The 22,442-nt window shown below is 62.6% G+C and carries 18 protein-coding genes and 2 tRNA genes; 8 read left to right on the top strand and 12 right to left on the bottom strand.

Features of this window, described 5'->3' with window-relative positions:
- Positions 1-47 precede the first annotated feature (47 nt).
- The 3 genes from AC3A4H_RS00700 to AC3A4H_RS00690 all read right to left on the bottom strand — a co-directional run bounded on the left by AC3A4H_RS00700 (position 48) and on the right by AC3A4H_RS00690 (position 3,552).
- A complete protein-coding gene (locus AC3A4H_RS00700) occupies positions 48-1,601 on the bottom strand; it encodes a DHA2 family efflux MFS transporter permease subunit (protein WP_487764978.1) in 1,554 nt (517 codons plus the stop codon).
- Between the two features lie 143 nt (positions 1,602-1,744).
- Positions 1,745-2,542 carry a methyltransferase domain-containing protein gene (locus AC3A4H_RS00695; RefSeq protein WP_487764977.1) on the bottom strand — a complete coding sequence of 266 codons (798 nt, stop codon included), beginning with the start codon at positions 2,540-2,542 and terminating at the stop codon, positions 1,745-1,747.
- Positions 2,479-3,552, bottom strand: a complete 1,074-nt coding sequence (locus tag AC3A4H_RS00690) for a type III polyketide synthase (RefSeq protein ID WP_487764976.1) — start codon at positions 3,550-3,552, stop codon at positions 2,479-2,481. The genes AC3A4H_RS00695 and AC3A4H_RS00690 overlap by 64 nt, the downstream gene beginning before the upstream one ends.
- Before the next feature lie 402 nt (positions 3,553-3,954).
- Between AC3A4H_RS00690 and AC3A4H_RS00685 the strand changes: the two genes are divergently transcribed.
- On the top strand, positions 3,955-6,642 hold the full coding sequence (locus AC3A4H_RS00685) for an ATP-binding protein (RefSeq protein WP_487764975.1): 2,688 nt from the start codon (positions 3,955-3,957) through the stop codon (positions 6,640-6,642).
- Positions 6,643-6,738: 96 nt separating this feature from the next.
- Positions 6,739-7,083 (top strand): hypothetical protein, encoded by a 345-nt coding sequence (locus tag AC3A4H_RS00680; protein WP_487764974.1) that lies wholly within the window; start codon positions 6,739-6,741, stop codon positions 7,081-7,083.
- 140 nt (positions 7,084-7,223) lie between these two features.
- Here the strand turns inward: AC3A4H_RS00680 and AC3A4H_RS00675 are convergent.
- The 5 genes from AC3A4H_RS00675 to AC3A4H_RS00655 form a co-directional block, all read right to left on the bottom strand.
- A tRNA-Arg gene (locus AC3A4H_RS00675) sits at positions 7,224-7,300 on the bottom strand.
- Positions 7,301-7,333: 33 nt separating this feature from the next.
- Positions 7,334-7,639, bottom strand: coding sequence for an ETC complex I subunit (locus AC3A4H_RS00670; protein WP_487764973.1), 306 nt, complete (start codon positions 7,637-7,639; stop codon positions 7,334-7,336).
- Positions 7,640-7,662: 23 nt separating this feature from the next.
- A tRNA-Pro gene (locus tag AC3A4H_RS00665) sits at positions 7,663-7,739 on the bottom strand.
- Between the two features lie 96 nt (positions 7,740-7,835).
- Positions 7,836-8,882 carry a transporter substrate-binding domain-containing protein gene (locus tag AC3A4H_RS00660; protein WP_487764972.1) on the bottom strand — a complete coding sequence of 349 codons (1,047 nt, stop codon included), beginning with the start codon at positions 8,880-8,882 and terminating at the stop codon, positions 7,836-7,838.
- A 203-nt stretch (positions 8,883-9,085) separates the two neighbouring features.
- On the bottom strand, positions 9,086-10,258 hold the full coding sequence (locus tag AC3A4H_RS00655; protein WP_487764971.1) for a cystathionine beta-lyase: 1,173 nt from the start codon (positions 10,256-10,258) through the stop codon (positions 9,086-9,088).
- 364 nt (positions 10,259-10,622) lie between these two features.
- Between AC3A4H_RS00655 and AC3A4H_RS00650 the strand changes: the two genes are divergently transcribed.
- From AC3A4H_RS00650 to AC3A4H_RS00635, 4 genes are read left to right on the top strand one after another with little or no spacing between them, the layout of a single operon-like run.
- A complete protein-coding gene (locus AC3A4H_RS00650; RefSeq protein WP_348778442.1) occupies positions 10,623-11,660 on the top strand; it encodes an amino acid ABC transporter substrate-binding protein in 1,038 nt (345 codons plus the stop codon).
- Between the two features lie 59 nt (positions 11,661-11,719).
- Positions 11,720-12,910 carry an amino acid ABC transporter permease gene (locus AC3A4H_RS00645; RefSeq protein WP_487764970.1) on the top strand — a complete coding sequence of 397 codons (1,191 nt, stop codon included), beginning with the start codon at positions 11,720-11,722 and terminating at the stop codon, positions 12,908-12,910.
- A 2-nt stretch (positions 12,911-12,912) separates the two neighbouring features.
- Complete coding sequence (locus AC3A4H_RS00640) at positions 12,913-14,070, top strand: amino acid ABC transporter permease (protein ID WP_487764969.1); 1,158 nt, start codon at positions 12,913-12,915, stop codon at positions 14,068-14,070.
- Positions 14,071-14,083: 13 nt separating this feature from the next.
- Positions 14,084-14,887 (top strand): amino acid ABC transporter ATP-binding protein, encoded by an 804-nt coding sequence (locus AC3A4H_RS00635; protein ID WP_487764968.1) that lies wholly within the window; start codon positions 14,084-14,086, stop codon positions 14,885-14,887.
- 116 nt (positions 14,888-15,003) lie between these two features.
- On the opposite strand, the gene AC3A4H_RS00630 is transcribed toward AC3A4H_RS00635, so the two are convergent.
- Both AC3A4H_RS00630 and AC3A4H_RS00625 read right to left on the bottom strand, forming a co-directional pair.
- On the bottom strand, positions 15,004-16,218 hold the full coding sequence (locus tag AC3A4H_RS00630) for an FAD-dependent monooxygenase (protein WP_487764967.1): 1,215 nt from the start codon (positions 16,216-16,218) through the stop codon (positions 15,004-15,006).
- 28 nt (positions 16,219-16,246) lie between these two features.
- On the bottom strand, positions 16,247-16,492 hold the full coding sequence (locus tag AC3A4H_RS00625) for a zinc-finger domain-containing protein (protein WP_348778447.1): 246 nt from the start codon (positions 16,490-16,492) through the stop codon (positions 16,247-16,249).
- A gap of 156 nt (positions 16,493-16,648) precedes the next feature.
- On the opposite strand from AC3A4H_RS00625, the gene AC3A4H_RS00620 reads away from it, so the two are divergent.
- Positions 16,649-18,856, top strand: a complete 2,208-nt coding sequence (locus tag AC3A4H_RS00620; protein WP_348778448.1) for an RNA degradosome polyphosphate kinase — start codon at positions 16,649-16,651, stop codon at positions 18,854-18,856.
- Positions 18,857-18,864: 8 nt separating this feature from the next.
- Positions 18,865-20,403 carry an exopolyphosphatase gene (ppx, locus tag AC3A4H_RS00615; protein WP_487764966.1) on the top strand — a complete coding sequence of 513 codons (1,539 nt, stop codon included), beginning with the start codon at positions 18,865-18,867 and terminating at the stop codon, positions 20,401-20,403.
- Between the two features lie 70 nt (positions 20,404-20,473).
- Here the strand turns inward: ppx and AC3A4H_RS00610 are convergent, their stop codons facing one another.
- Positions 20,474-20,857, bottom strand: a complete 384-nt coding sequence (locus AC3A4H_RS00610) for a DoxX family protein (protein ID WP_487764965.1) — start codon at positions 20,855-20,857, stop codon at positions 20,474-20,476.
- Between the two features lie 171 nt (positions 20,858-21,028).
- Positions 21,029-22,426, bottom strand: coding sequence for a class II fumarate hydratase (gene fumC, locus AC3A4H_RS00605; RefSeq protein WP_487764964.1), 1,398 nt, complete (start codon positions 22,424-22,426; stop codon positions 21,029-21,031).
- Positions 22,427-22,442: the final 16 nt, after the last annotated feature.

Here is a 22,442-nt window from a genome sequence, read left to right as displayed (position 1 = left end):
GAGGCGGCGGGTGACCCACGAGTTATCCCCGAGCTTGCGTCGCCCCATCAGTTAGGCTTCATCGTCGCTGCTGATTGCTGGCTCCAGGCGAATGGCACCAGCAAGACGCCCAGCGATGCGAACGCTGCCAGCATCGTCCATGCATCGTTGACGCTCCAGACGAACGCCGCCTTTTCGATCAATGGCCGCACGAAGGCTTCGGCGTCGGGCGTTATCGGACCGGATAGTGCGGCCGCCAACAATGCGGGGTCTAGTCCGATTGCCTCGGCGGCGCTGCTATCCCCAGCCAGGAGCCGGGACAGAAGGGCGTCCGCGTGACCGCTGGTCCGTCCGTAGAGGATTGTGTCGATGAGCGCGATGCCAATCGCGCCGCCCAGGTTTCGCATCAGATTGAAGAGACCGCTTGCATCCGGCACGTCCGGCTCGGGCAGCCGCCCCAACGCCAGGCGGGTCGGCGGCAACAGACAAAACATGATTGCGACGCCGCGCAGGATCTGCGGCCAGAACATTTCACTGAAGTCTGTGTTGCGCGTCTCGAATGTGCTTAGTCCCAGTCCAAGCGCAAACAGTCCGAAGCCAAAAGCGGTCAGCAATCGTGGATCGAGACGTCGCTCCAGCGCGACGGCGAGGGGTGCCGTGGCGAGTTGCGCAGCACCGGTCACCAACATGGTCAAGCCGATTTCCAGGGCATCGTGTCCCCGCACGAACGCGAGAAAGACCGGCATGAGATACACGGAGCCGAACAGGCCGACACCCAGGAAGAAACTCAACATGCACCCGATTGCAAACGAGCGGTCCCTGAAGAACGATAGCTGCACAATCGGATGGCTGGCCCGCAAGGTTCTCCAGACAAAGAGGCCGCCACTGAGGACGCAAAGGGAAAACAGGCCAATGCAGGTCGGAGAAAGCCACCCTTCGTGTGGCGATTGTTTCAGTCCGATCATGAGGCTTGCGAGCGCAACCGCCATCAAAACCAACGACAAGCCATCCAATGCCTTGCTCTCGCCGAACTTCGTCTTGTGCCGAGGCAACAGAGAGGGCGTGGCCGAACTGGCAATCAGCCCCGGAACGACGTTGATGAGAAAAAGCCAGTGCCAGGAGTAGGTTTGCGTGATCCAGCCGCCAACGACGGGCCCGACCGTTGGTGCGAGCACGGCCATGATGCCGGCCAATGTCGTCGCAACCCCTTGATCTCGCGATGGGAACAAGATGAATACCGCGGCGAACACTGCCGGGATCAGCGTTCCGCCGGCGAATCCCTGCACCACGCGAAACGAAACAAGCGTCCAGAAACTGTTGCTTGCAGCGCAGCCGATGGACGCAAGTGTGAAAAGCGCAATGGCGGCGGTGAATAGCCAGCGCATCGTCAGCGTGCGGGTAAGCCAGCCGGTCAGTGGAATGGCGATGATCTCGGCGATCAGATATGCGGTCTGGATCCAGCTCATCAACTCGGGATCAATTGCGAGAGCCTTCTGAATCGCTGGCAAGGACGTCGCCACGACCTGGATGTCGAGAATTGCCATGAACATGCCAAGGCACATCAGGCAGAAGCCGATCCATGTCCTGGCGTCTGTGAGAGGCAATTCGGTACGCATCATCATCGCGAAGCCTTCCGCTCCCTATCGGGAACGCCGACCGTTCCTATCGGCGTGAAGACGTTGAGGAATTCTCGGGACACGTCGTGATGCCATCCGCAAGCCATTGCGCTATCGGCCGGCCCGCCGCAGATGACGGCAGTCTCAGGTCATCGCCGCCGTCCGATGACAAAACGGAACAGGAACCACCGCAACTGCACCGCATCGCGCGCAATGTTGGCTTCGTCCAATCGCGCCAGCCATTCGGCTCGCGTCAGCGAACGCGTCACCGAAATGAGGCCGTCATCAATCGCTATCGGATGCAGCCGCGTCAGCTTGCCCATGAGGCCGATGAAGTGGAACGGCACGGGGTGACGTTGGAGATCGTAGGTCAGCCAGCCTTTGCGTGCCGTCGCCTCCGTCCATCGCAGGAATCTCACGATCAGATCGTCCGACATATGGTGGGTGAGCAGGCTGCTGACGACGAAGTCGATGGGTGCGGTCGGCACGTAGTCAAAAATGTCCGTCACGCGATAGTCGATCTCGTCGGCCTCGTCGGTTGCGGCTCGTGCAATGCGGATGACTTCGCGGCTGCGATCGATCCCGATCAGCCTGATCGTCAGGCCGCGCTTGCGTGCCCAGCGCCGGATGGTCCGCAGCAGATCGCCGTCGCCGCAGCCGACATCCAGGAGGGTCAGCGGGGTTTTCGCCGTCGCGTTTTTGGTAGCGCGACGCAACCAGGCGATCACCGGCCAATGTCCGAGCATCGCCCTGTTGAAGCTGGCGATATCGCGTATCACCAGCGCCAGTTCCTCGGGGCTCGTATCGGCGCGATCGAGCCATTCGGTTTCGGCGCTGCGCTGAGACAGATCGCGCCCAGCCGCTTGCGTGGTTTCGGTTGCGATCATGGCGCAGTGTGGAACAGCAGGGTTTCCGCGATCAGTCCCGGTCCGAACGACATCGCGCAACCGGTGCGACCGCGCACGCCCGAGCCCAACAGCCTCTCGATCACAAACATGACGGTCGCGGACGACATGTTGCCATAGCGTCTCAAAATCTCGCGCGACGCCGCCAGCGCCGCTGGCCCGAGTTCGAAAGCACGCTCGACCGCGTCGAGCACGGTGCGGCCTCCGGGGTGCACGGCCCACAGATCGATCGATGTGGCGGCCGCTCCAGCAAGTACCTCGCGCCCGTGCTCCTGCAAGCCATCATGGATTGCGCCAGGAACACGCCCCGACAGTGTCATGTCGAAACCGGAATCCCGGATACTCCAGGTAATCAACTCGCGGGTGCTGGGCACCAGCAGCGCGTGGAAGCTGTCGAGTGCCACGCCAGCCGGTTCCGAGCTCACGACACATGCTGCGCAGCCGTCGCCGAACAGAAGAAACAGGAGCATCTGCTCAAGGTCGGTCGTGTCCTTCAGATGGAGGGTGCATAGTTCAAGGTTGACGACAAGCACTCGGGCGGAGGCTTCCGAGCGAACGATGTGACGGGCCAGCTTGAGCGCGTTTATGGCCGCATGGCAGCCCATAAATCCGACCATGGTGCGCTCGACCGTGCTTGGAAGTCCGCAGCGCTCGATGAGTTCGAAATCGAGGCCGGGCGCAGAGAAACCGGTACAACATGTCACCACGAGATGCGTGATGCGGTCTCGTTCCGGTCCGAGCTGCAAGGTGTCGACGGCCTTTTGGGCCAGGACCGGCGCGTCTTTCTCGAACTTCAGCATTCGCGCTGTGGTGTCGGGAAAATCACCACGCAGGTAGAAGCCTTCGGCATCGACGCAGTCGCCTTCCGGCAGATTGCTCGGCGCAAGACAGGAGTATCGATGCTCTATCCCACACTTGTCAGCCATGCGCTGGAACAGCAGCGAGTTGCGCCGGTCATCATGAAGCATTGACTGCGCGAAGCGGCGGAAGGGTTCGTGAATGTCGTAGGGTGGCACTGCCGTGGCGACGCGATTTATGTAGGCAGTTTGCATCGGCAAGCTTTCCGGCGGCGCGCGGCGTTGACCACCGCGAGCATGGGTACCTCGCAGAGAGAACGCTCGCCGAGCCCGAATTACAACGGCCGCGCGGTGCGACCGGGGTCAACACTGTGTGAAGGCTCGCGTCGGCGTGGTAGCCCCGCGCCGGTCGGAAAACACTCAGCGTGGCTCGAGAGGCTGTGATCTGCCGTTCGTTGCAGGTTTCGAGGCGCGAAGCCGGCCGAGGGGGCGGGTGCCGGCGGTTCGAAGCCTGAAGCGGGAGCAGCAAAAAGACGCGCGGTGCCATTTGGCGGAAAACATCAAGATCGGGCCAATATTGCCAAATGTTCCTCAACTCCCTGAAAGGCGAACTGCAAGGGTGGATTTGTTGTGATACTCTCGATGAGCTCGGGGAGTATGCTGACAATGCTGCTGGAGCGAGAGGATCCACTTGAAGCTTTGCTGGCATCCGCGCGGAGTTCTGCGGCGGGCCGCGGCGGCACTGTGCTGCTCGAGGGGGAAGCTGGCATAGGCAAGACCTCGCTCTTGCAAGAATTCGCGGAACGTGCCGGCGAAGGCTGCCAGGTGTTATGGGGCTGGTGCGAGGCGCTTCACACACCCCGACCGCTCGGTCCCCTGCAGGACATGGCGCGATCACTCGACGTGCAAATAGTGGCACTGCTAGATCAGACGGCCGCGCCTGAGCGGCTTTTTCCTGCGCTGTTAAACGCGCTTCAGCGTGCCGAAGGTGCGACGGTGCTCGTCTTCGAGGATGTGCATTGGGCCGACAACGCGACGCTCGACCTCGTAAAGTACCTCGGTCGTCGTGTTTCTGTACTTCGTACAATGCTGGTCCTCACCGCGCGCAGCGACGAAATCGGCCCCGATCATCCCCTGACGCACGTGCTCGGCGATCTCCCATCGGCATCATTAACCCGCATAAGGCTCGAACCGCTTTCTCCTGAAGCAGTTGCCGTGCTGGCGCAGCAGGCGGGCCGCGCAAGCGCCGATCTCTACCGCGTCACAGAGGGCAATCCCTTCTTTGTCTCCGAGCTTCTGGCAAGCAGCGAGGTTGAGCCGGGGCAAATTCCCGATTCCATACGCGACGCGGTATGGTCGCGGCTATCACGCCTGACCGCCGGCGAGCGCGAGGTTCTGGAAATGATGAGCATCGCCCCCGGAAGCGTGGAACCGTGGCTGATCCGCGCCCTTCTGGGTAGCGAGGCCGAAATCCTGGTGGACCAGTGCGTGGCCCGCCGATTGCTGCGGCGAGACAGCCAGGGCGCCCTGACGTTCCGCCATGAACTTGCCAGACAGGCGACACTTGATCGGCTGTCGCCGAGCCTTCAGCGTTCACTTCATGCAAAGGTGGAGGCGGCGATATCCGAGCTTCCGGCGGCGCAGGCGAACGCGCAGCTTTCACGCAGGGTTCACCACGCCGCTGGCGCCGGTGACGGAGCGCGTGTTCTCAAACTTGCACCGCAAGCCGCGGCACGAGCTTCGCGTCTGGGAGCGCATCGCGAAGCCGCCTCGCATCTGGAGACGGCGCTCGGATATGTTGCCCACGCTCCGCCGGCACTTGCCGCGCAGCTCTATGAAGACTGGGCCTACGAGGCCGGACTGGCGCTGCTCGTCTACGACTCGATCATCGAGGCACGGCATCGCGCCATAGCGATCTGGCGGGAACTCGGATGCATTGACAAGGTAGGTCGCAATCTGCGCTGGCTTTCGAGGCTGCACTGGCGTCGCGGCGAGGGCGAGCAAGCGGAACATTTCGCTGACGAAGCCGTGCGTGAAGTGGAAAGCCTGCCCCCCGGGCCGGAACTGGCAATGGCCTACAGCACGCGCTCGCAGCTCAACATGCTGCACTATCGATTCGACGAAGCGATCGACTGGGGTTTGCGCGCGATCGCGTTGGCCGACCAACTGGGCGAAGTCGAAACGCGTGTCCACGCCCTGAACAATGTCGGCACCGCGCTCCTGTTCGCCAACCGCGAGGGCGGTCGCGAACTGCTGGAAGAAAGCCTCTCGCTGTCGCTCGAGCACGGGTTTCATGACCACGCATCGCGAGCCTACACCAACTTCGCCGAGCACGCTGTGGTGTTGAAGGACTTCGCCCTCGCCGAACGCCTGCTGGCCGAAGGCATCGCCTTCTGTGCCAGGTACGACCTCGATTCGGCGGCGCAATACCTGCTTGGCCGACAAGCTGAGCTTCGTATGGAGCAAGGCCGTTTTCGCGAGGCCGAGACGATCGCTCAGGGCGTCATGAGCCTGGAGCGCTTGCCCGTTGTAATGCACCTGCCGGCGCTGACCGTGCTTGGCAGAGTTCGTGCGCGGCTGGGCGAACCAAGCGGTTCAACTCTCCTGCAGCAGGCGCTCCAGGAGGCGTTGCCGACCGGCGAGCCACAGCGCATCATACCGGTCCGCCTAGCCCTGGCCGAAGCGGCCTGGCTTGCCGAAGACCTCAGCGCCAGCCATGAGCAATTGGCGGCTCTCGCCGCCATGGACCTCGGCAACTTCCGTCCCCCGGATATCGGCGAACTGGCGACCTGGTGGCGGCGATGCGGCATGGCGGGGCCGCTTCCCGCGCCCGGAACGGGAGTTCCCTCGCCGCGATCCGCCGAGCTTCGCGGCGATCCGTCTGCAGCCGCGGCGGAATGGACAAGCCTCGGTCTTCCTTATGAAGCGGCACTCGCACTGATGCAGGTTCGAGGAGGTGACGCCGGGCCAGCATTGGCTCGCGCCGTGACAACGCTCGAGACGATCGAGGCGCGTCCTGCCGCGGTGCTGGCGCGAAAGCTGGCGCAGCGCCTGGGCGTCGCAAATCAGTTGCCGAAGGCGCGCCGGGGTCCATACAAGGCTGCCCGCCACCACCCGCTCGGCTTGACCCAGCAAGAACAACAGGTGCTCGCCCTTATCGCCGAGGGCAAGAGCAACAAGGAGGTCGCGCGGCGCCTGTCGCGCTCGCCGCGCACGATCGAACACCAGGTTTCAGCTGTGCTCGGCAAATTCAACGCCGCCAACCGGATGGAAGTCCTGCTGCGCCTGCGTGGCGAGCCGTGGCTGCTGTCGAGCCGCTCCAGGAAAGCCAACAGCCAAAACTAGGAAGCTGGCTGCCAAAAAATGGGTGGTCGTACCCATGGCTGCGAGAAGTTGTACCGTAATTATAGTCGCACGCTCTGATCCTAAGGAGAAATGGCGATGACCGGACGTTTTCCTGCAATTGCAATCGCCCTGCTCGCAGCAACAGGCACCACTGCCGCGTCGGAACTGATGCCGGAAAGCGGGCACAGCATTCATGTCGGCCGTTTCAAGGGTGCCGTCCATTACACGGTCGAGCAAGACGGCTATCGGGTCGTCGCGACCCTGGCTTCCGGGGACGAGGAGCAGCCGATCCGGTTCGTCTCAACGCTCGGCCCCGGCCAGCGCATGATGATATCCGTGCCCCATGCCGCAGGCGAGCCCTCTGTCGATTTCGAGATCCTGCGCAACGGCGAAGCGATCCTTGTAAACGATCCAGTCTGGACGGCCGATCTGGTTGACTGAGTGCGGACCTGTGCCACGGCCGTATCTGGACGTGAGAATCGAGACCTAACGATCCCTGATGTCCCGCTCTTCCGCACATGGGGGGCGTGGGGGGCAAACCGGCCTTAGTATCGGTAATGAATCAGTCTGCCAAATCGAGTTGGCGATCCCGGCAGGATTCGAACCTGCGACCATCGGCTTAGAAGGCCGGTGCTCTATCCAGCTGAGCTACGGGACCACACTCTGGCGGCCAGAGCGCCTGAGGTTTGGCTCAGTGCGTCCAGGGCGTCCTGCGGTCATAGCGGAAATTGTCCGCATAGGAAATCTGGCGGCGCGCGGTTTCCTTGGGTTCCTGCACGCGGTAGTCGATTCCGTGCTTCTCGGCGTAGGCGATCGCCTCTTCCTTGGTGCCGAAGGACAGGCGAATCTGGCTCTTCATGTCGCGCGAACTGGTGTAGCCCATGAGCGGATCGATCCTGCGCGGCAGTGCGGGGTCGAATTCGAGCACCCAATGACCGGTCTTGGCCTTACCCGACTGCATCGCCGTCTTGGCGGGGCTGAAAATGCGCGCGGACATTCTTTCCTCATCCATGCTTGCGATGGTCGGAGTGGCAGGATTCGAACCTGCGACCCCCTGATCCCAAATCAGGTGCGCTACCAGGCTGCGCTACACTCCGGACCCTTGGGGGCTATAGAGTTCAAGGCCTTACGAAGCAAGCCCCCATTGTGGGAAAAACGGTGCAACGACGCCACGCGCGGCAAAAATCCGGTGATCAGGGCGCAAAGCCGAAGTAACGCGCCCGGAGCGCTTCCAGATCGCCGCTTTCCTGCGCCGCAAGCACGGCGATCGATGCAGGTCGCCTCAGCGGGCTTCCCGCGGTGAATGCAAAGCCGTACTTGTCTGGCTGGAAGATGTTGCCGATCACCTTGAGGTTCATCTCGGGGTTTGTGAAGGTGAAATATTCCAGCACCGGGCTGTCGGCGACGACTGCGTCCACCTCGGCGTTGACCAGGGCCGTCGCTGCGTCCTCGATGTGATCGTACGCCGCCGTGGCGATGAACAACGACTTCATGTAGGCCTCGGATACGCTGCCGGCCCGAACCCCGACGATCTTGCCGCGCAGATCCGTCAGTCCGTTGATCTCGTTGGTGAGTTGAACGGCCGTCATCACGCTGGCCACCGATGACGTGAAATAGGCGATGACCGCTATGCCACACACCATCCATACGGCCTGCCATGTCCGGCCAATCCAGCCGAACAGGTTCTTGCGCGTGGTCTTTCCCGATGTGGCGATCGACATCACATGGTAGAAGCTCTCGGCCAGGCCTTCGCGCCACCGCCTTGGAAAATCCGCGTCGAACCGCCTGTCGAACAGGGTCATGAGCAGCGTGGCCAGCATTATGCAGATCACGATCCAGGCATAGGTCCGGAGATGGCCTGCGTCTCCCAGCTTGCCCAGCACCTCCCCAAAGCTTGTCCCATCGTTGGATGGCACCATCAGGCGAAGCCCGGCATCGAACCAGGGGTGGCTGAAATCGACAAGATTGGCGCGGTTTTCCGTGATGCTCAGATTGGTGACCGCGACATCGACGGCACCGCTCGAAACGGCCTCAACCAACTCGCCGTAGTTCTGAAACGGTCGATATTCGGAGGCGACCTTGAGCTTGCCGGCGACCCTTTCCCAAAGCTCTATCGCCATGCCGGAATAGCTTTCGCCTTGGCGGAACACGAATGGCGGGCTGAGATAGACCCCGACAGTTACGGTCCGAGGCTGAACCTGGTTTTCCTCGGCGCGCGTCCCTCCAGTGAAGAGGAGCATCGCCAAAGCCAAAAAAATGACCAAGCCGGCCATCGATTGAGAGCGAGGTGCCAGAGTCCACATGCCGAAGTCGCCGATAATTATCCGTGTGAGGCGACCGTTGCAGACAAATCTTACGATTGTCTTGACCGGAGAACCCCATGCCGCGGCGGCGCCGCGGGTTGCTTGGAGCAGTGCCCGCGGCGGGGAGGTATGCGCGCCGGCTAAGCCGCGTTTGCGGCTGCCAGCCCGCGCTGGATGTCGGCCTTGAGGTCCTCGATATTTTCCAGCCCGATTTGCAGCCGAAGGAGCGGGCCTTCGTAGGGCCCCTTGGCGATGGTACGGTCGCCGAGGAAGACGTGCACGGCTAGGCTTTCATAGCCGCCCCACGAATAGCCGAGGCCGAAGATCTCCAGCGCGTCGAGGAAGGCGTGCGCCTGCTTCTGGCCGCCGCCAGCCAGCACGACGGAGAAAATGCCGCTCGAGCCCGAGAAATCGCGTTTCCAGATTTCGTGGCCGGGGTGGCTCTCCAGGCCCGGGTGCAGAACCTGCGCCACGCCGGGCTGCGTCTCCAGCCAGCGCGCGATCTCCAATGCGCTCTGTTCGTGCCGCTCGAGCCGGACGCCCATGGTGCGCAGGCCGCGCAGCACCTGGTAGACGTCGTCGGGCGCCGGGCAGCAGCCAAGTGCCAGGAAGCCTTCATGCAGCCGTTCCCAGCACGCTTCGTTGGCAGAAACGGTGCCCAGCAAGATGTCCGAGTGGCCGGCCGGATATTTGGTTGCCGCGTGGATCGACACGTCCACGCCATGGTCCAGCGGCTTGAAGTAAAGCGGGGTCGCCCAGGTGTTGTCCATCATCACCACCGCGCCTCCGGCATGGGCGGCCTTGACGATGGCCGGGATGTCCTGGATCTCGAAGGTGTTGGATGCGGGGGATTCGGTAAACACGACTTTCGTGTTCGGCTTCATCAAGGCGGAAATACCCGCACCCACATGCGGGTCGTAGTATTCGATCTCCACGCCCAGCCGCGTCAGCATGGTGTTGGCGAAGTGGCGCGTGGGCATATAGACGGAATCGACGATCAGCGCATGGTCGCCGGCGGAAAGGAAGGCGAGGAGTGGAACGGTCACGGCCGCCAGTCCCGAGGGCACGATGATGGTGCCGGCGGACCCTTCCAGGCTGTCGATCGCGGCTGCCAGCGCGTCCGTCGTCGGCGTGCCGCGTGTGCCGTAGGTGTATTTCTGGGCGCGCGCGGCCATTGTCGCGGCGTCGGGGAACAGCACGGTGGAGGCATGCACCACCGGCGGATTGACGAAGCCGTAGAAGTCGCGCGGGTCGTTTCCGGTATGAGCCAGTTGGGTATGGATACCCGTATTGGTGAAATCTCGCTTTGCCATGGCATCCTGCTCTGATCAGACGCCTTGGCATAAGACGGCATTTCTGCCGGCGCAACTGCACAGGTCCGGGCTTCTTGTACTCCAGCGAGGCTGCGGCGGCAGCGCAGTCCCTATGGAACCCGGAAAGCCGCTGCGGCGCGGAACATTTGCCGAACTGCGCATCATCCCCCGATTTGCGTGCAGGGAGACCATTTCGCCTTGACGTGATGGTGATAATCGCTTTCGATGATTTTCGCTAATGGGAGGACAGCAACGCAACCATCGCTGCGATCTGCGTTCCGGAAACGGGCCGGAACGGTGCTGCCGCTTTTGCGGGACAACGGGGGTTATTCCCGAACAACAACAGACAAGGGGTCAGTGGGTAATGAAAAACACCGTGAAATTCATTCTGAGCGCTGCCGCATTCGGGGTTGCCGCTCTCGCAGCTTCAGCCGCATCCGCAGACACGCTGAGTGACGTGAAGGCCAAGGGCTTCGTGCAGTGCGGCGTCAACACCGCTCTCGCCGGTTTCTCCGCGCCTGACGACAAGGGCGAATGGAAAGGTTTCGACGTCGATTTCTGTCGCGCCGTGGCCGCAGCCGTTTTCGGCGATCCCACCAAGGTGAAGTTTACCCCCACCAACGCCAAGGAGCGCTTTACCGCCCTGCAGTCGGGCGAAATCGACCTTCTGGCCCGCAACACCACCTGGACGCTCAGCCGCGACACCGCGCTCGGCCTCAACTTCGTGGGCGTGAACTACTATGACGGCCAGGGCTTCATGATCAACGCCAAGAAGCTTCCGGGCGTCAATTCGGCGCTTCAGCTTTCCGGCGCTTCGGTCTGCGTGCAAAGCGGCACCACCACCGAGCTCAACCTTGCCGACTTCTTCAAGGCCAACAACCTCGAATACAATCCGGTTGTGTTCGAAAAGCTGGAAGAGACCAACGCGGCCTATGATTCGGGGCGTTGCGACGCCTATACTACCGACCAGTCCGGCCTCTATGCCATCCGCCTGACGCTGGCGTCGCCGGACGATCACATCGTCCTGCCGGAGATCATCTCCAAGGAGCCGCTGGCCCCGGCCGTGCGCCAGGGCGACGACAAGTGGTTCGATGTCGTCAAGTGGACGCTGAACGCGTTGGTGCTCTCGGAAGAGCTCGGGATCACCCAGGCCAATGTCGACGAGATGAAGAACTCGACCAATCCGGACATCCAGCGCGTGCTGGGTACCGAAGAGGGCAGCAAGCTGGGCGCCGATCTCGGCCTGGAGAACGACTGGGTCGTGAACATCATCAAGGGTGTCGGCAACTACGGCGAGATTTTCGACCGTAACATCGGTGCCGGGAGCCCGCTGAAGATCGCGCGCGGTCTTAACGCGCTGTGGACTAAGGGTGGATTGCAGTACTCTATGCCCATCCGCTGAGTGATCTTCGGTTCCGGGGGGCGCCGGGCGCCTCCCGTCTCCGTGCAAAGGGAGACTACATGGCTTTGCAGGGCACGATTCGCGAAAGCGGAAATTCGGGCGCTTCCTACCTGAACGACCCGAAAATCCGTGGGCTGATTTACCAGCTCTTACTGTTTGTGGCTCTGGTAGGCTTCGCCTATTGGATCGTCGGCAATACAATCGAAAACCTGAGGCGCGCCAATATTTCCTCGGGCTTCGACTTCCTCAATGGCCGCGCCGGCTTCGACATCAGCGAAACGCTGATCCGCTATTCGTCCAACGACACCTACTGGCGGGCCCTGCTCGTGGGGCTGGTCAACACGGGCGTGGTGGCGGTCATGGGCATCGTCACCGCCTCGGCTATCGGCTTCCTAATCGGCATCGGGCGCCTTTCCGACAATTGGCTGATCCGAAAGATATCCACGGTTTACGTCGAAATCTTCCGCAACATCCCGCCCTTGCTGGTTATCTTCTTCTGGTATCTGGGCGTGCTTTCGGCGCTGCCGCAGCCGCGTGAGAGCATCGCGCTTCCCTTCGGCGCCTATCTCAACAATCGCGGCTTTTTCTTTCCGGGGGCTATCTGGGGCGAAGGGGCTTGGCTCATTCCGGTCGCCTTGCTGGTGGCAGTGGGGCTTTGCTGGTTCGTTGCCCGTCGTGCGCGGCAGCGTCAGGCCGAAACGGGAGAGCGGTTTCCGGTGTTCTGGACCTCGGCCATCCTGTTGGTCGGGCTGCCGCTCCTGGCATTCGTGGCCGCGGGCTTTCCCGTAAGCTTCGAGTTTCCGCAGAAATCCACCTTCAATCTGCTCGGCGGCTCGCAGATAAGGCCGGAGTTCCTGTCGCTCTATCTCGCGCTGTCGTTCTATACCGCGGCCTTCATCGCCGAGATCGTGCGGGCTGGCATATTGGGCGTCAACAAGGGGCAGACCGAGGCGGCCTATGCGCTCGGGCTGCGCCGGGGGCAGACCTTGCGCCTTGTCGTGGTGCCGCAGGCGCTGCGCATCATCATTCCGCCGCTCACCAGCCAGTATCTGAACCTTACAAAGAACTCGTCGCTGGCAATCGCCATCGGCTACCCCGACCTGGTGCATATCGGCGGCACGATCCTCAACCAGAGCGGTCATTCGATCGAGATCGTCGCGATCTGGATGGTCGTCTATCTCGGCCTCAGCCTGCTGATGTCCGGTTTCATGAACTGGTTCAACGCCAGGGTGGCGCTGGTGGAGAGATAGCCATGTACAAATCCGATCTCGTCTATGTGCGCCAGCAATTGGACGCGGACGAGCGCCCGCCGGTCAACGAGCAGGGCGCCATGGCCTGGCTGCGCAAAAATCTCTTCGCTTCGGTGCCCGATACGATTCTCACCTTCCTGGGCCTCGCCCTTCTGGCGCTCATACTGCCGCCCTTGTTCCGGTGGGCGTTTCTGGAGGCGCAATGGTTCGGAACGGACCGCACCTTCTGCGCCACGGTCTCGCAGGGCGGCATCCAGCCCGATGGCTGGTCGGGTGCGTGCTGGGCCTTCGTGCGTGCGAAGTTCCTGCAATTCATGTTCGGGCAATATCCGATCGACCAGCGCTGGCGCGTGCTGCTCACCGGCGCAATCTTCGTCGGGCTGCTGGGGCCCTTGCTGGTGCCGGGCGCGCCCTACAAGCGGCTCAACGCCATCCTTCTTTTCGCAGCCTTTCCCTTCATTGCCTTCTTCCTGCTCGTGGGCGGTGTGTTCGGTCTCCCCTTCGTCGAAACCGCGCGCTGGGGCGGGTTGACGATCACGCTGGTACTTTCGATCGTAGGCATCGCGGTATCGCTGCCCGTCGGCATCCTGCTGGCGCTGGGGCGGCGCTCCAAGCTGCCGGTCATCAAGCTTGCGAGTGTGATCTTCATCGAGACGATCCGCGGCGTGCCGCTGGTGACGGTGCTGTTCATGGCCAGCGTCATGTTCCCGCTTTTCCTGCCGGCCGGCATGACCTTCGACAAGTTCCTGCGCGCCTTGATCGGCGTGGTGCTGTTTGCCTCCGCCTATATGGCCGAAGTGGTCAGGGGTGGTCTGCAGGCGATCCCCAGGGGGCAGTATGAGGGAGCGGCGTCGATAGGCCTCAGTTACTGGCAGACGATGAACCTGGTGATACTGCCGCAGTCGCTGCGGCTGGTAATCCCGGGTATCGTCAACACCTTCATCGGGCTCTTCAAGGATACGAGCCTGGTGACTATCATAGGCATGTTCGATCTGCTCGGCATCGTGCGCCAGAACTTCTCGGACGCCAACTGGGCCTCGCCTCAAACGCCGATCAGTGGGTTGGTATTCGCGGGGTTCATTTTCTGGCTGTTCTGTTTTGGCATGTCACGCTATTCGATCTATATGGAACGCCGGCTTGCAACCGGTCACAAACGATAAAGGGGTTCGGCCTATGGCCACAGAAAACGCAGTCAGAGCCGAAGAGATCCGGGTCGACGCCGCCAAAATGCACATCTCGGAAACGGATGTGGCCATCGACATCGTGGGCATGCACAAGTGGTATGGCGAATTCCATGTGCTGAAGGACATCAACCTGCGCGTGATGCGCGGCGAGCGTATCGTCGTCTGCGGGCCGTCCGGCTCGGGCAAGTCGACCATGATCCGCTGCATCAACCGGCTGGAGGAGCACCAGAAGGGCAAGATCATCGTTGATGGCAAGGAACTTACCAACGATCTCAAGAAGATCGACGAAGTGCGCCGCGAGGTCGGCATGGTGTTCCAGCACTTCAACCTGTTCCCGCACCTGACGATCCTGGAGAACTGCACGCTCGCGCCGATCTGGGTGCGCAAGATGCCGAAGAAGCAGGCCGAGGAAGTGGCCATGCATTTCCTCAAGCGGGTGAAGATCCCCGAACAGGCTCACAAATATCCGGGCCAGCTTTCGGGCGGCCAGCAGCAGCGCGTGGCGATTGCGCGCTCGCTGTGCATGAACCCGCGCATCATGCTGTTCGATGAGCCGACCTCGGCGCTCGACCCCGAAATGATCAAGGAAGTGCTGGAAACCATGGTTGGCCTGGCCGAAGAAGGCATGACCATGCTGTGCGTGACGCACGAGATGGGCTTTGCGCGCAAGGTCGCCAACCGGGTCATCTTCATGGATCAGGGCCAGATCGTCGAACAGAACACGCCGGGCGAGTTCTTCGACCACCCGCAGCACGAGCGGACAAAACTGTTCCTGTCGCAGATCCTGCATTGATCCGTCAGTGCCGCACGAATAGAGCCCGGCTGGAATCCAGCCGGGCTTTTTTGTCAGCGCGACTGACCTCCAGCGAGGCATGGAAGAGGGCGCGGGCTTGTGGAAACCGGAAAGGCTCAGCCCGATGTGGGTTCCCAGCCGTAGAGCCAGTCTAGGTCGGCCGCGAGCTTCTCTGGCGGCAGGGTCTTCAGCACGAGGTTGCGGGCCAGCGCGACCGGCCCCCAGGCCTGCCAGGCGAAATGGTTGAAGGCGCCGCGCCGGGCCACAGCCGCCACGCGCGGCCGCCGCGAAGCTTCCCATGCCGCGAGGGCGGGATCGAGCTCACCCGACCTGTCCGCCACGAAGGCGGCAAGCGTATCGGCGTCCTCGATGGCCATGGCCGCGCCCTGTGCCGCAAAGGGCGTCATTGCATGCGCGGCGTCGCCGATGAGCGCGACGCCCGACGCGATCCAGCGGGTTTTCGCCGGCACGGTGTGGATCGGCCATGCGGTCCACGGGCCCGCATCTTCGGCCAGTCGCGCCAGGGCAGGGGCGGTGTGGCGCATCGCCCGCCTCAGCATGGCGACATCGGCCCTGTCCGCCCAGCCCTCGGCAAGCTCCTTGCCGGGCGTGAAGGCGACGAGATTGAACGCTGCGCCGCCGCGCACCGGATAGGCAATGAGGTGAAAGCCCGAATGCAGGAACGCATTGACCGCGTCGTCGGAAGCGAATGAGGCGAATGCGCGCCCCGCCTCGCTGTCGCTTTGGATCACCGTGCGCCAGGCCAGTTCGCCATGGAACTGGCTGCCGCCTCCACCGACCAGGCCTCGCACCGAGGACCAGACGCCGTCTGCGCCGACAAGAAGCAGGCCGTTAGTGTCTGCGGTAGTGCCGCCAGGCGCTTGGAAACTGGCGGAGATACCAGAGCCATCGCCGCTAAACCCGCACAGTTCGGCGCCCTTGGTCAGCCTGATCGCAGGCAGACGCGATACGGCCTCCAGCAGTGCGGCCTGCAGATCCGCCCGGTGGAGGACCAGATAGGGCGCACGCCAACGCTGTTCGGCGCTGGCACCCAAAGGCACACGGGCGAGTTCGGTAAGCGTCCTTGCGTCGCGCAGAATCACGCTCTGAGGGTGCACCGCTTTCGGCAGGAGCAACTCCAGAACGCCCAATCGATCCAGAATACGGGTGGCGTTAGGGGATAGCTGCAGGCCCGCGCCGACCTCTACGAGGCTTTCGGAGCGCTCGAAGATCTCGACCGAAAAGCCGCGCCGGGCAAATGCGAGGGCCGCTGCGAGGCCGGCTATGCCGGCTCCTGCGACGATAATCTGACGGGAGCGCGAGATGTCCATTGGACCGGCCGCCGCGCGAAAACGCCTGTCAGGCGGCCTGGATCTTATAGAGGCAGTTTTCCGGGCGCGTCTCGTTGGCCTTCAGGCTGGCGTTAAAACGATAGAGCGTCGAGCAATAGGGGCAGACCTTCTCCGAATCGGCGCCCATGTCGAGGAACACGTGCGGATGGTCGAAGGGCGGGGTGGCGCCCACGCACATGAATTCCTTCACGCCGATCTCGATCACGGCGTGACCCGCGTCATTCTGGAAATGGGGAATGGAACCGCCGGCCATGGCTTTCTCCTGTCACTTGCAGCCTGCTCATAGCAGGGGTTTGGTGCTTCGCCAATCGCTTTGCAAGCCGTGCGAAATCAAACTGTCGCAAATCCCTGTCAGGAGGTAAGCTAGGCGCAACAAGCGGCGAAGCGCCGTAAAAGGATAAAGAGGGAAATGAACGAACTCAGGCCGGTCCAGACCGAATTCACTACCGTAAGCACTGCCGACGGCGACGTTTCTTCCGGCAACCCGGACCGATTTGTCAATCGTGAGTTCTCCTGGCTTCAGTTCAATCGCCGAGTGCTGGAAGAATCGCAGAACCAGCGGCATCCGCTGCTGGAGCGAGTGCGCTTCCTGTCGATTTCCGCCGCCAATCTCGACGAGTTCTTCATGGTGCGTGTGGCGGGCCTCGCCGGTCAGGTCCGGCAGGGGATAGCTGTCCGCAGCCCCGACGGCCGCACGCCCGAGCAGCAGCTCGAACAGATATTGGTGGAGGTGGAGCGCCTGCAGGAGGATCAGCAGAAGAGCTTGTCCAGCCTGGCGGAGCTCCTGAAAAAGGAGGGTATCGAAAGCGTCGCGGGCAACGCGTTGAACAAGGACGAGAAGGCCTGGCTGGAAGAACACTTCCTGGAGCAGATTTTCCCGGTTCTGACGCCCCTGTCGATCGACCCGGCGCATCCGTTCCCTTTCATCCCCAATCTTGGCTTCTCCATCGCCTTGCAGCTTCGCCAGCGCGACAGCGGCGAGGAAATGACGGCATTGCTGCGGCTTCCTCCGGCGCTGAAGCGCTATATCCGGCTGCCGTCACGCAAGAGCTGCGTGCGCTTCATTCCTCTGGAAGCCACCGTCAACCTGTTCATCGGAAAGCTGTTCCCCGGCTATGAGGTCAAGGGCGCGGGCACGTTCCGCATCATTCGCGACAGCGATATCGAGGTGGAGGAGGAAGCGGAGGACCTGGTCCAGCTCTTTGAGACGGCCCTGAAGCGGCGCCGGCGCGGCCAGGTGATCCGCATCGAATTCGACAACCAGATGCCGGACGAACTGCGCGAGTTCGTGGCCACCGAGCTTGGTGTGTCGCCCTCGCGCATCAGCGTGCTGACGGGGCCGCTGGCACTCAGCCAGATATCGGAGATCGTGGCGCTTCCGCGCGACGACTTGAAGTTCCCGCCCTTCAACCCGCGCTTCCCCGAGCGCGTGCGCGACCATGGCGGCGACTGCTTCGCCGCAATCCGAGAGAAGGATTTCATCGTCCACCATCCTTACGAATCGTTCGACGTGGTGGTGCAGTTCCTGCGCCAGGCAGCGGCCGATCCCGATGTGGTGGCGATCAAGCAGACGCTGTACAGGACCTCAAACGACAGCCCCATCGTTCGCGCGCTGATCGACGCCGCGGAAGCGGGCAAGTCTGTCACGGCGCTGGTGGAGTTGAAGGCGCGTTTCGACGAGGAGGCGAACATCCGCTGGTCGCGCGACCTGGAGCGCGCCGGCGTGCAGGTGGTGTTCGGCTTCATCGAATTGAAAACACATGCGAAAATGTCGCTGGTGGTCCGCCGGGAGGAGGGCCGGCTGCGCAACTACGTGCATCTGGGTACCGGCAATTACCACCCGGTCACGGCGCGCATCTACACCGACCTTTCCTTCTTCACCACCGACCCGCATATCGCCCGGGATGTGGCGCAGCTTTTCAACTTCATCACCGGCTACGCGCAGCCGACCGAAGAGATGCTGCTGGCGATGTCGCCGCTGACGCTCAGGAGCCGCATTCTCAAGCACATTACCGACGAGGTCGCGCATGCCAAGGCTGGCCGCCCGGCGCAGATCTGGATGAAGATGAACTCGCTGGTCGACCCCATCATCATCGACGCGCTCTACGATGCCAGCCTTGCCGGCGTGGAAATCGACCTCGTGGTGCGCGGCATCTGCTGCCTGAGACCGCAGGTGCCCGGCCTGTCGGAGAACATCCGGGTGAAATCGATCGTCGGCCGCTTCCTCGAGCACAGCCGCATCTATTGCTTCGGCAATGGCCACGGCCTGCCATCCGACGATGCCATCGTCTATATCGGCTCGGCCGATCTGATGCCGCGCAACCTCGATCGCCGTGTCGAAACGATCGTTCCCATCCTGAATCCGACCGTGCACGAGCAGGTGCTGGGCCAGATCATGCTGGGAAATATCATGGACAACCAGCAAAGTTTCGAAGTATTGGCAGACGGTACCTCGCGGCGCATCGTGCCGGACGAGGGCGAAGAACCGTTCAACGCGCAGGAATACTTCATGACCAATCCTAGCCTGTCAGGACGGGGCGACGCCTTGAAGTCGCATGCGCCCAAGCGCATCGCGCAGTTCAAGCGCCGCAAGAAAACCCTAGCTATCCAGGGCTAACCCTCCTGATGATCGCACGATCCCAGGGGCGATTGCAGGATCGCCGACCGATTTCCGTCATAGATATCGGATCGAACTCGATTCGCCTGGTGGTCTATGAGGGCATCGCCCGCTCGCCCACCATCCTGTTCAACGAGAAGATGCTCGCCGGGCTGGGGCGCGGCATTGTTGCGACAGGAAAGCTCGACCCCGAGGCGGTTACCCGCGCCATAGAGGAATTCGGGCGATTTCGCGCACTCTCGGACCAGGCCGGCGCCGGCGACCTTTATGTGATTGCCACTGCCGCGGCGCGAGAGGCGGAAAACGGCCTGGACTTCATCCACCGCGCCGAGAAGATCCTGCGCACTGAGATCCGCGTTCTGAGCGGCCGCGAGGAAGCCCACTATTCGGCCCTCGGCGTATTGTCGAGCTTCCACCCGGCCGACGGCATTGTGGGCGACCTTGGCGGTGGCAGTCTCGAATTGGTCGAGGTCGAAGGCGAAAATATCGGCGACGGCATAACGCTGCCACTGGGTGGCCTCCGCCTGCAGGACATGGCCAGGAACTCGCTTGCCGCTGCGGCACGTATTGCCCGCGAGGAGATGACCCGGGCCAGGCTCTTGAGGCGGGGGCAGGGCAGGGTGTTCTACGCAGTGGGGGGCACGTGGCGTAACCTTGCCCGGCTGCATATGAACATGACGAACTATCCGCTCAGCGTCATGCATCATTATGAAATGAGCATCGAAAGCTGCCTGCCCTTCCTGCGCCAGGTCGCCAAGGGCGATGTCGACAAGATGAAGGGCATCGAAGGCGTGTCCAAGAACCGGCGCGCGCTCCTGCCATACGGCGCGGCCGTTCTGCTCGAGATCATCGCCAAGATGAAGCCGTCCAAGGTCGTGGTTTCGGCCCATGGCGTGCGCGAGGGCTTCCTCTACTCGCTGCTGTCGCCGCGCGAACAGAAGCTCGACCCCCTCATTTCCGCGTCGGAGGAACTGGCGGTGCTGCGCGCCCGTTCGGTCACCCATGCGCATGAGCTGGCGCGCTGGACCGGCCAGTCCTTCGCTGCTTTCGGCGTCGACGAGACTGAGGACGAAGCCCGCTATCGCCAGGCGGCCTGCCTGCTGGCAGACATCGGCTGGCGCGCGCACCCGGAGTATCGGGGCACGCAGTCGCTCAACATCATCGCGCATGCCTCATTCATCGGCGTCGACCATCCTGGCCGTGCCTATCTGGCGCTGGCCAGCCTCTATCGCCATGAAGGCATTTCCAACGATGCCGGCGCCGCCGAACTCAGGTCGCTGGCCACGCCTCGTTATCTGGAGCGGGCCCGGCTGCTGGGCGCGCTGTTCCGGGTCGTCTATCTCCTCTCGGCCTCGATGCCGGGGGTTATCCCCAAACTGCGTTGGGAAGAACGCGACGATGGGGTGCTGGCGCTGGTGATCCCGACGGAGTTCGGCGACTTGCTCGGAGAGCGCCCGGCAGGGCGGCTCGGGCAACTTGGCAAGCTGATAGGGCGCAAGCTCGTTATGGCCGTGGAAGGCGAGCCGGCCTTCGTGGCTGGGAAGTGACGCCAGGTCGTCCAACGAAAAAGGCCCGGTCGAACCGGGCCTTTTTGCTGAAGCGTGTGCTTGCTTTCGGTTAGGCGCGCCGGCCATCGACCGAATAGGCACCCGGGCCAAACGCGGCAAGGACCAGGAGGCCGCCGGCCATGGCCAGGTTCTTCTGGAAATTGATGAGCTGCCCGGCGTCGGCCCAGTTCATGTGCGCGACCAAGGCCGAGGCAACGCAGAACAGTGCCAGCACATAGGCAGCAATGCGGGTCTGAACGCCAATGAGAACGGCAAGGCCGCCGAGGAGCTCGATCAGGCCGACGATCACGGCCGTGGCAGTCGGCACGGGCAGGCCGTAGCTGGCGAAATACTGTGCGGTACCGGCGATGCCGGTCAGCTTGCCGTAGCCGGCGAGGATAAAGATGATCGACAGCAAAATGCGGCCGAGGAGTACGATGGCACTGTTGGGCATGTTTCTTCCCCTGAGACGATGTTCGATGACGCGGAGTAACGCGGAACTGGTTTCAAGACGAGATCGAAACTTCCGAACGCATTGTATACCGATTCACACCTAATCGCACTCCGGCGTGCACAGCTGCCCGCCGGAGTGCGGATTGGTCGTCCCGAGGGATCAGGCGAGCGGTCAGCCCGGACGGGTCATGTCCTCCGGCCGCACCAGGCGGTCGAAGTCCGCTTCGCTGATATAGCCGCCACCCACCGCTTCCTCGCGCAGCGTCGTGCCGTTCTTGTGCGCGGTCTTGGCGATCTTGGCGGCATTGTCATAGCCAATGGTCGGCGCAAGAGCCGTGACCAGCATCAGCGAGCGCTCGAGCGCGGCCTTGATGTTGTCCTCGCGCGCCTCGATGCCGACCACGCAGTTGTCGGTAAACGAGATCGCCGCGTCGGCCAGCAGCTGGACCGACTGCAGGAAATTGTAGGCCATCAACGGGTTGTAGACGTTGAGCTCGAAATGGCCCTGGCTGCCGGCGAAGGTGATCGAGGCATGGTTGCCGAACACCTGCACGCAGACCTGCGTCAGCGCCTCGCACTGGGTCGGGTTGACCTTGCCGGGCATGATCGAAGAGCCGGGCTCGTTTTCCGGCAGCGACAGTTCGCCCAGCCCCGAGCGCGGGCCCGAGCCGAGGAAGCGGATGTCGTTGGCGATCTTGAACAGCGCAGCGGCGGCGGCGTTGATGGCGCCGTGGCTGAACACCATGGAATCATGGGCCGCCAGCGCCTCGAACTTGTTCGGCGCCGTCACAAAGTCGATGCCGGTGATGTCGGCGATGCGCTCGGCGACCTTCTCGGCGAAGCCGACCGGCGCGTTGAGGCCGGTGCCCACCGCGGTACCGCCCTGCGCCAGCTCGCACAGGCCGGGCAGCGTCATCTCGATGCGCTTGATGGAGGAGGCGACCTGCGCGGCATAGCCGGAGAATTCCTGCCCAAGCGTCAGCGGGGTGGCATCCTGCGTGTGGGTGCGGCCGATCTTGACGATGTGGTCGAAGGCTTTGGCCTTTGCATCCAGCGACGCGTGCAGGTGCTTCAGCGCCGGCAGCAGGTCATGGATGATCCGTTCCGCGCAGGCAATGTGCATGGCCGTCGGATAGGTGTCGTTCGACGACTGGCTCATATTGACGTGGTCGTTGGGGTGGACCGGCTTCTTCGAGCCCATAACCCCGCCCAGCATCTCGATGGCGCGGTTCGAGATCACCTCGTTGGTATTCATGTTGGACTGGGTGCCGGAGCCGGTCTGCCAGACAACCAGCGGGAAGTGATCGTTGAGCTTGCCGTCGATGACTTCCTGCGCAGCCTTGACGACGGCGTCGCCGATGGCAGGGTCAAGCCTGCCGAGCGCCATGTTGGCTTCGGCGGCTGCCCGCTTGACGATGCCCAGCGCCCGCACGATCGACAGCGGCTGCTTCTCCCAGCCGATCTTGAAGTTGCCAAGCGAACGCTGCGCCTGCGCGCCCCAATAGCGGTCGGTCGCGACTTCGATGGGCCCGAAAGTATCGGTTTCAGTTCTGGTTGTTTGAGCGCTCATGAGGCCGCCTCCGGGA

This window comes from Pseudaminobacter sp. Soil_N_29, from assembly GCF_057656055.1.
This window is presented reverse-complemented; position numbering and strand designations above follow the sequence as displayed.

Bases quoted from the DNA above. Each gene is read 5' to 3' on its own strand.
- AC3A4H_RS00700 (WP_487764978.1), bottom strand. From the start codon at position 1,601: ATGATGATGCGTACCGAATTGCCTCTCACAGACGCCAGGACATGGATC.
- AC3A4H_RS00690 (WP_487764976.1), bottom strand. From the start codon at position 3,552: ATGCAAACTGCCTACATAAATCGCGTCGCCACGGCAGTGCCACCCTAC.
- AC3A4H_RS00685 (WP_487764975.1), top strand. From the start codon at position 3,955: ATGCTGACAATGCTGCTGGAGCGAGAGGATCCACTTGAAGCTTTGCTG.
- AC3A4H_RS00680 (WP_487764974.1), top strand. From the start codon at position 6,739: ATGACCGGACGTTTTCCTGCAATTGCAATCGCCCTGCTCGCAGCAACA.
- AC3A4H_RS00670 (WP_487764973.1), bottom strand. From the start codon at position 7,639: ATGTCCGCGCGCATTTTCAGCCCCGCCAAGACGGCGATGCAGTCGGGT.
- AC3A4H_RS00660 (WP_487764972.1), bottom strand. From the start codon at position 8,882: ATGCTCCTCTTCACTGGAGGGACGCGCGCCGAGGAAAACCAGGTTCAG.
- AC3A4H_RS00655 (WP_487764971.1), bottom strand. From the start codon at position 10,258: ATGGCAAAGCGAGATTTCACCAATACGGGTATCCATACCCAACTGGCT.
- AC3A4H_RS00650 (WP_348778442.1), top strand. From the start codon at position 10,623: ATGAAAAACACCGTGAAATTCATTCTGAGCGCTGCCGCATTCGGGGTT.
- AC3A4H_RS00645 (WP_487764970.1), top strand. From the start codon at position 11,720: ATGGCTTTGCAGGGCACGATTCGCGAAAGCGGAAATTCGGGCGCTTCC.
- AC3A4H_RS00640 (WP_487764969.1), top strand. From the start codon at position 12,913: ATGTACAAATCCGATCTCGTCTATGTGCGCCAGCAATTGGACGCGGAC.
- AC3A4H_RS00635 (WP_487764968.1), top strand. From the start codon at position 14,084: ATGGCCACAGAAAACGCAGTCAGAGCCGAAGAGATCCGGGTCGACGCC.
- AC3A4H_RS00630 (WP_487764967.1), bottom strand. From the start codon at position 16,218: ATGGACATCTCGCGCTCCCGTCAGATTATCGTCGCAGGAGCCGGCATA.
- AC3A4H_RS00625 (WP_348778447.1), bottom strand. From the start codon at position 16,492: ATGGCCGGCGGTTCCATTCCCCATTTCCAGAATGACGCGGGTCACGCC.
- AC3A4H_RS00620 (WP_348778448.1), top strand. From the start codon at position 16,649: ATGAACGAACTCAGGCCGGTCCAGACCGAATTCACTACCGTAAGCACT.
- ppx (WP_487764966.1), top strand. From the start codon at position 18,865: ATGATCGCACGATCCCAGGGGCGATTGCAGGATCGCCGACCGATTTCC.
- AC3A4H_RS00610 (WP_487764965.1), bottom strand. From the start codon at position 20,857: ATGCCCAACAGTGCCATCGTACTCCTCGGCCGCATTTTGCTGTCGATC.
- fumC (WP_487764964.1), bottom strand. From the start codon at position 22,426: ATGAGCGCTCAAACAACCAGAACTGAAACCGATACTTTCGGGCCCATC.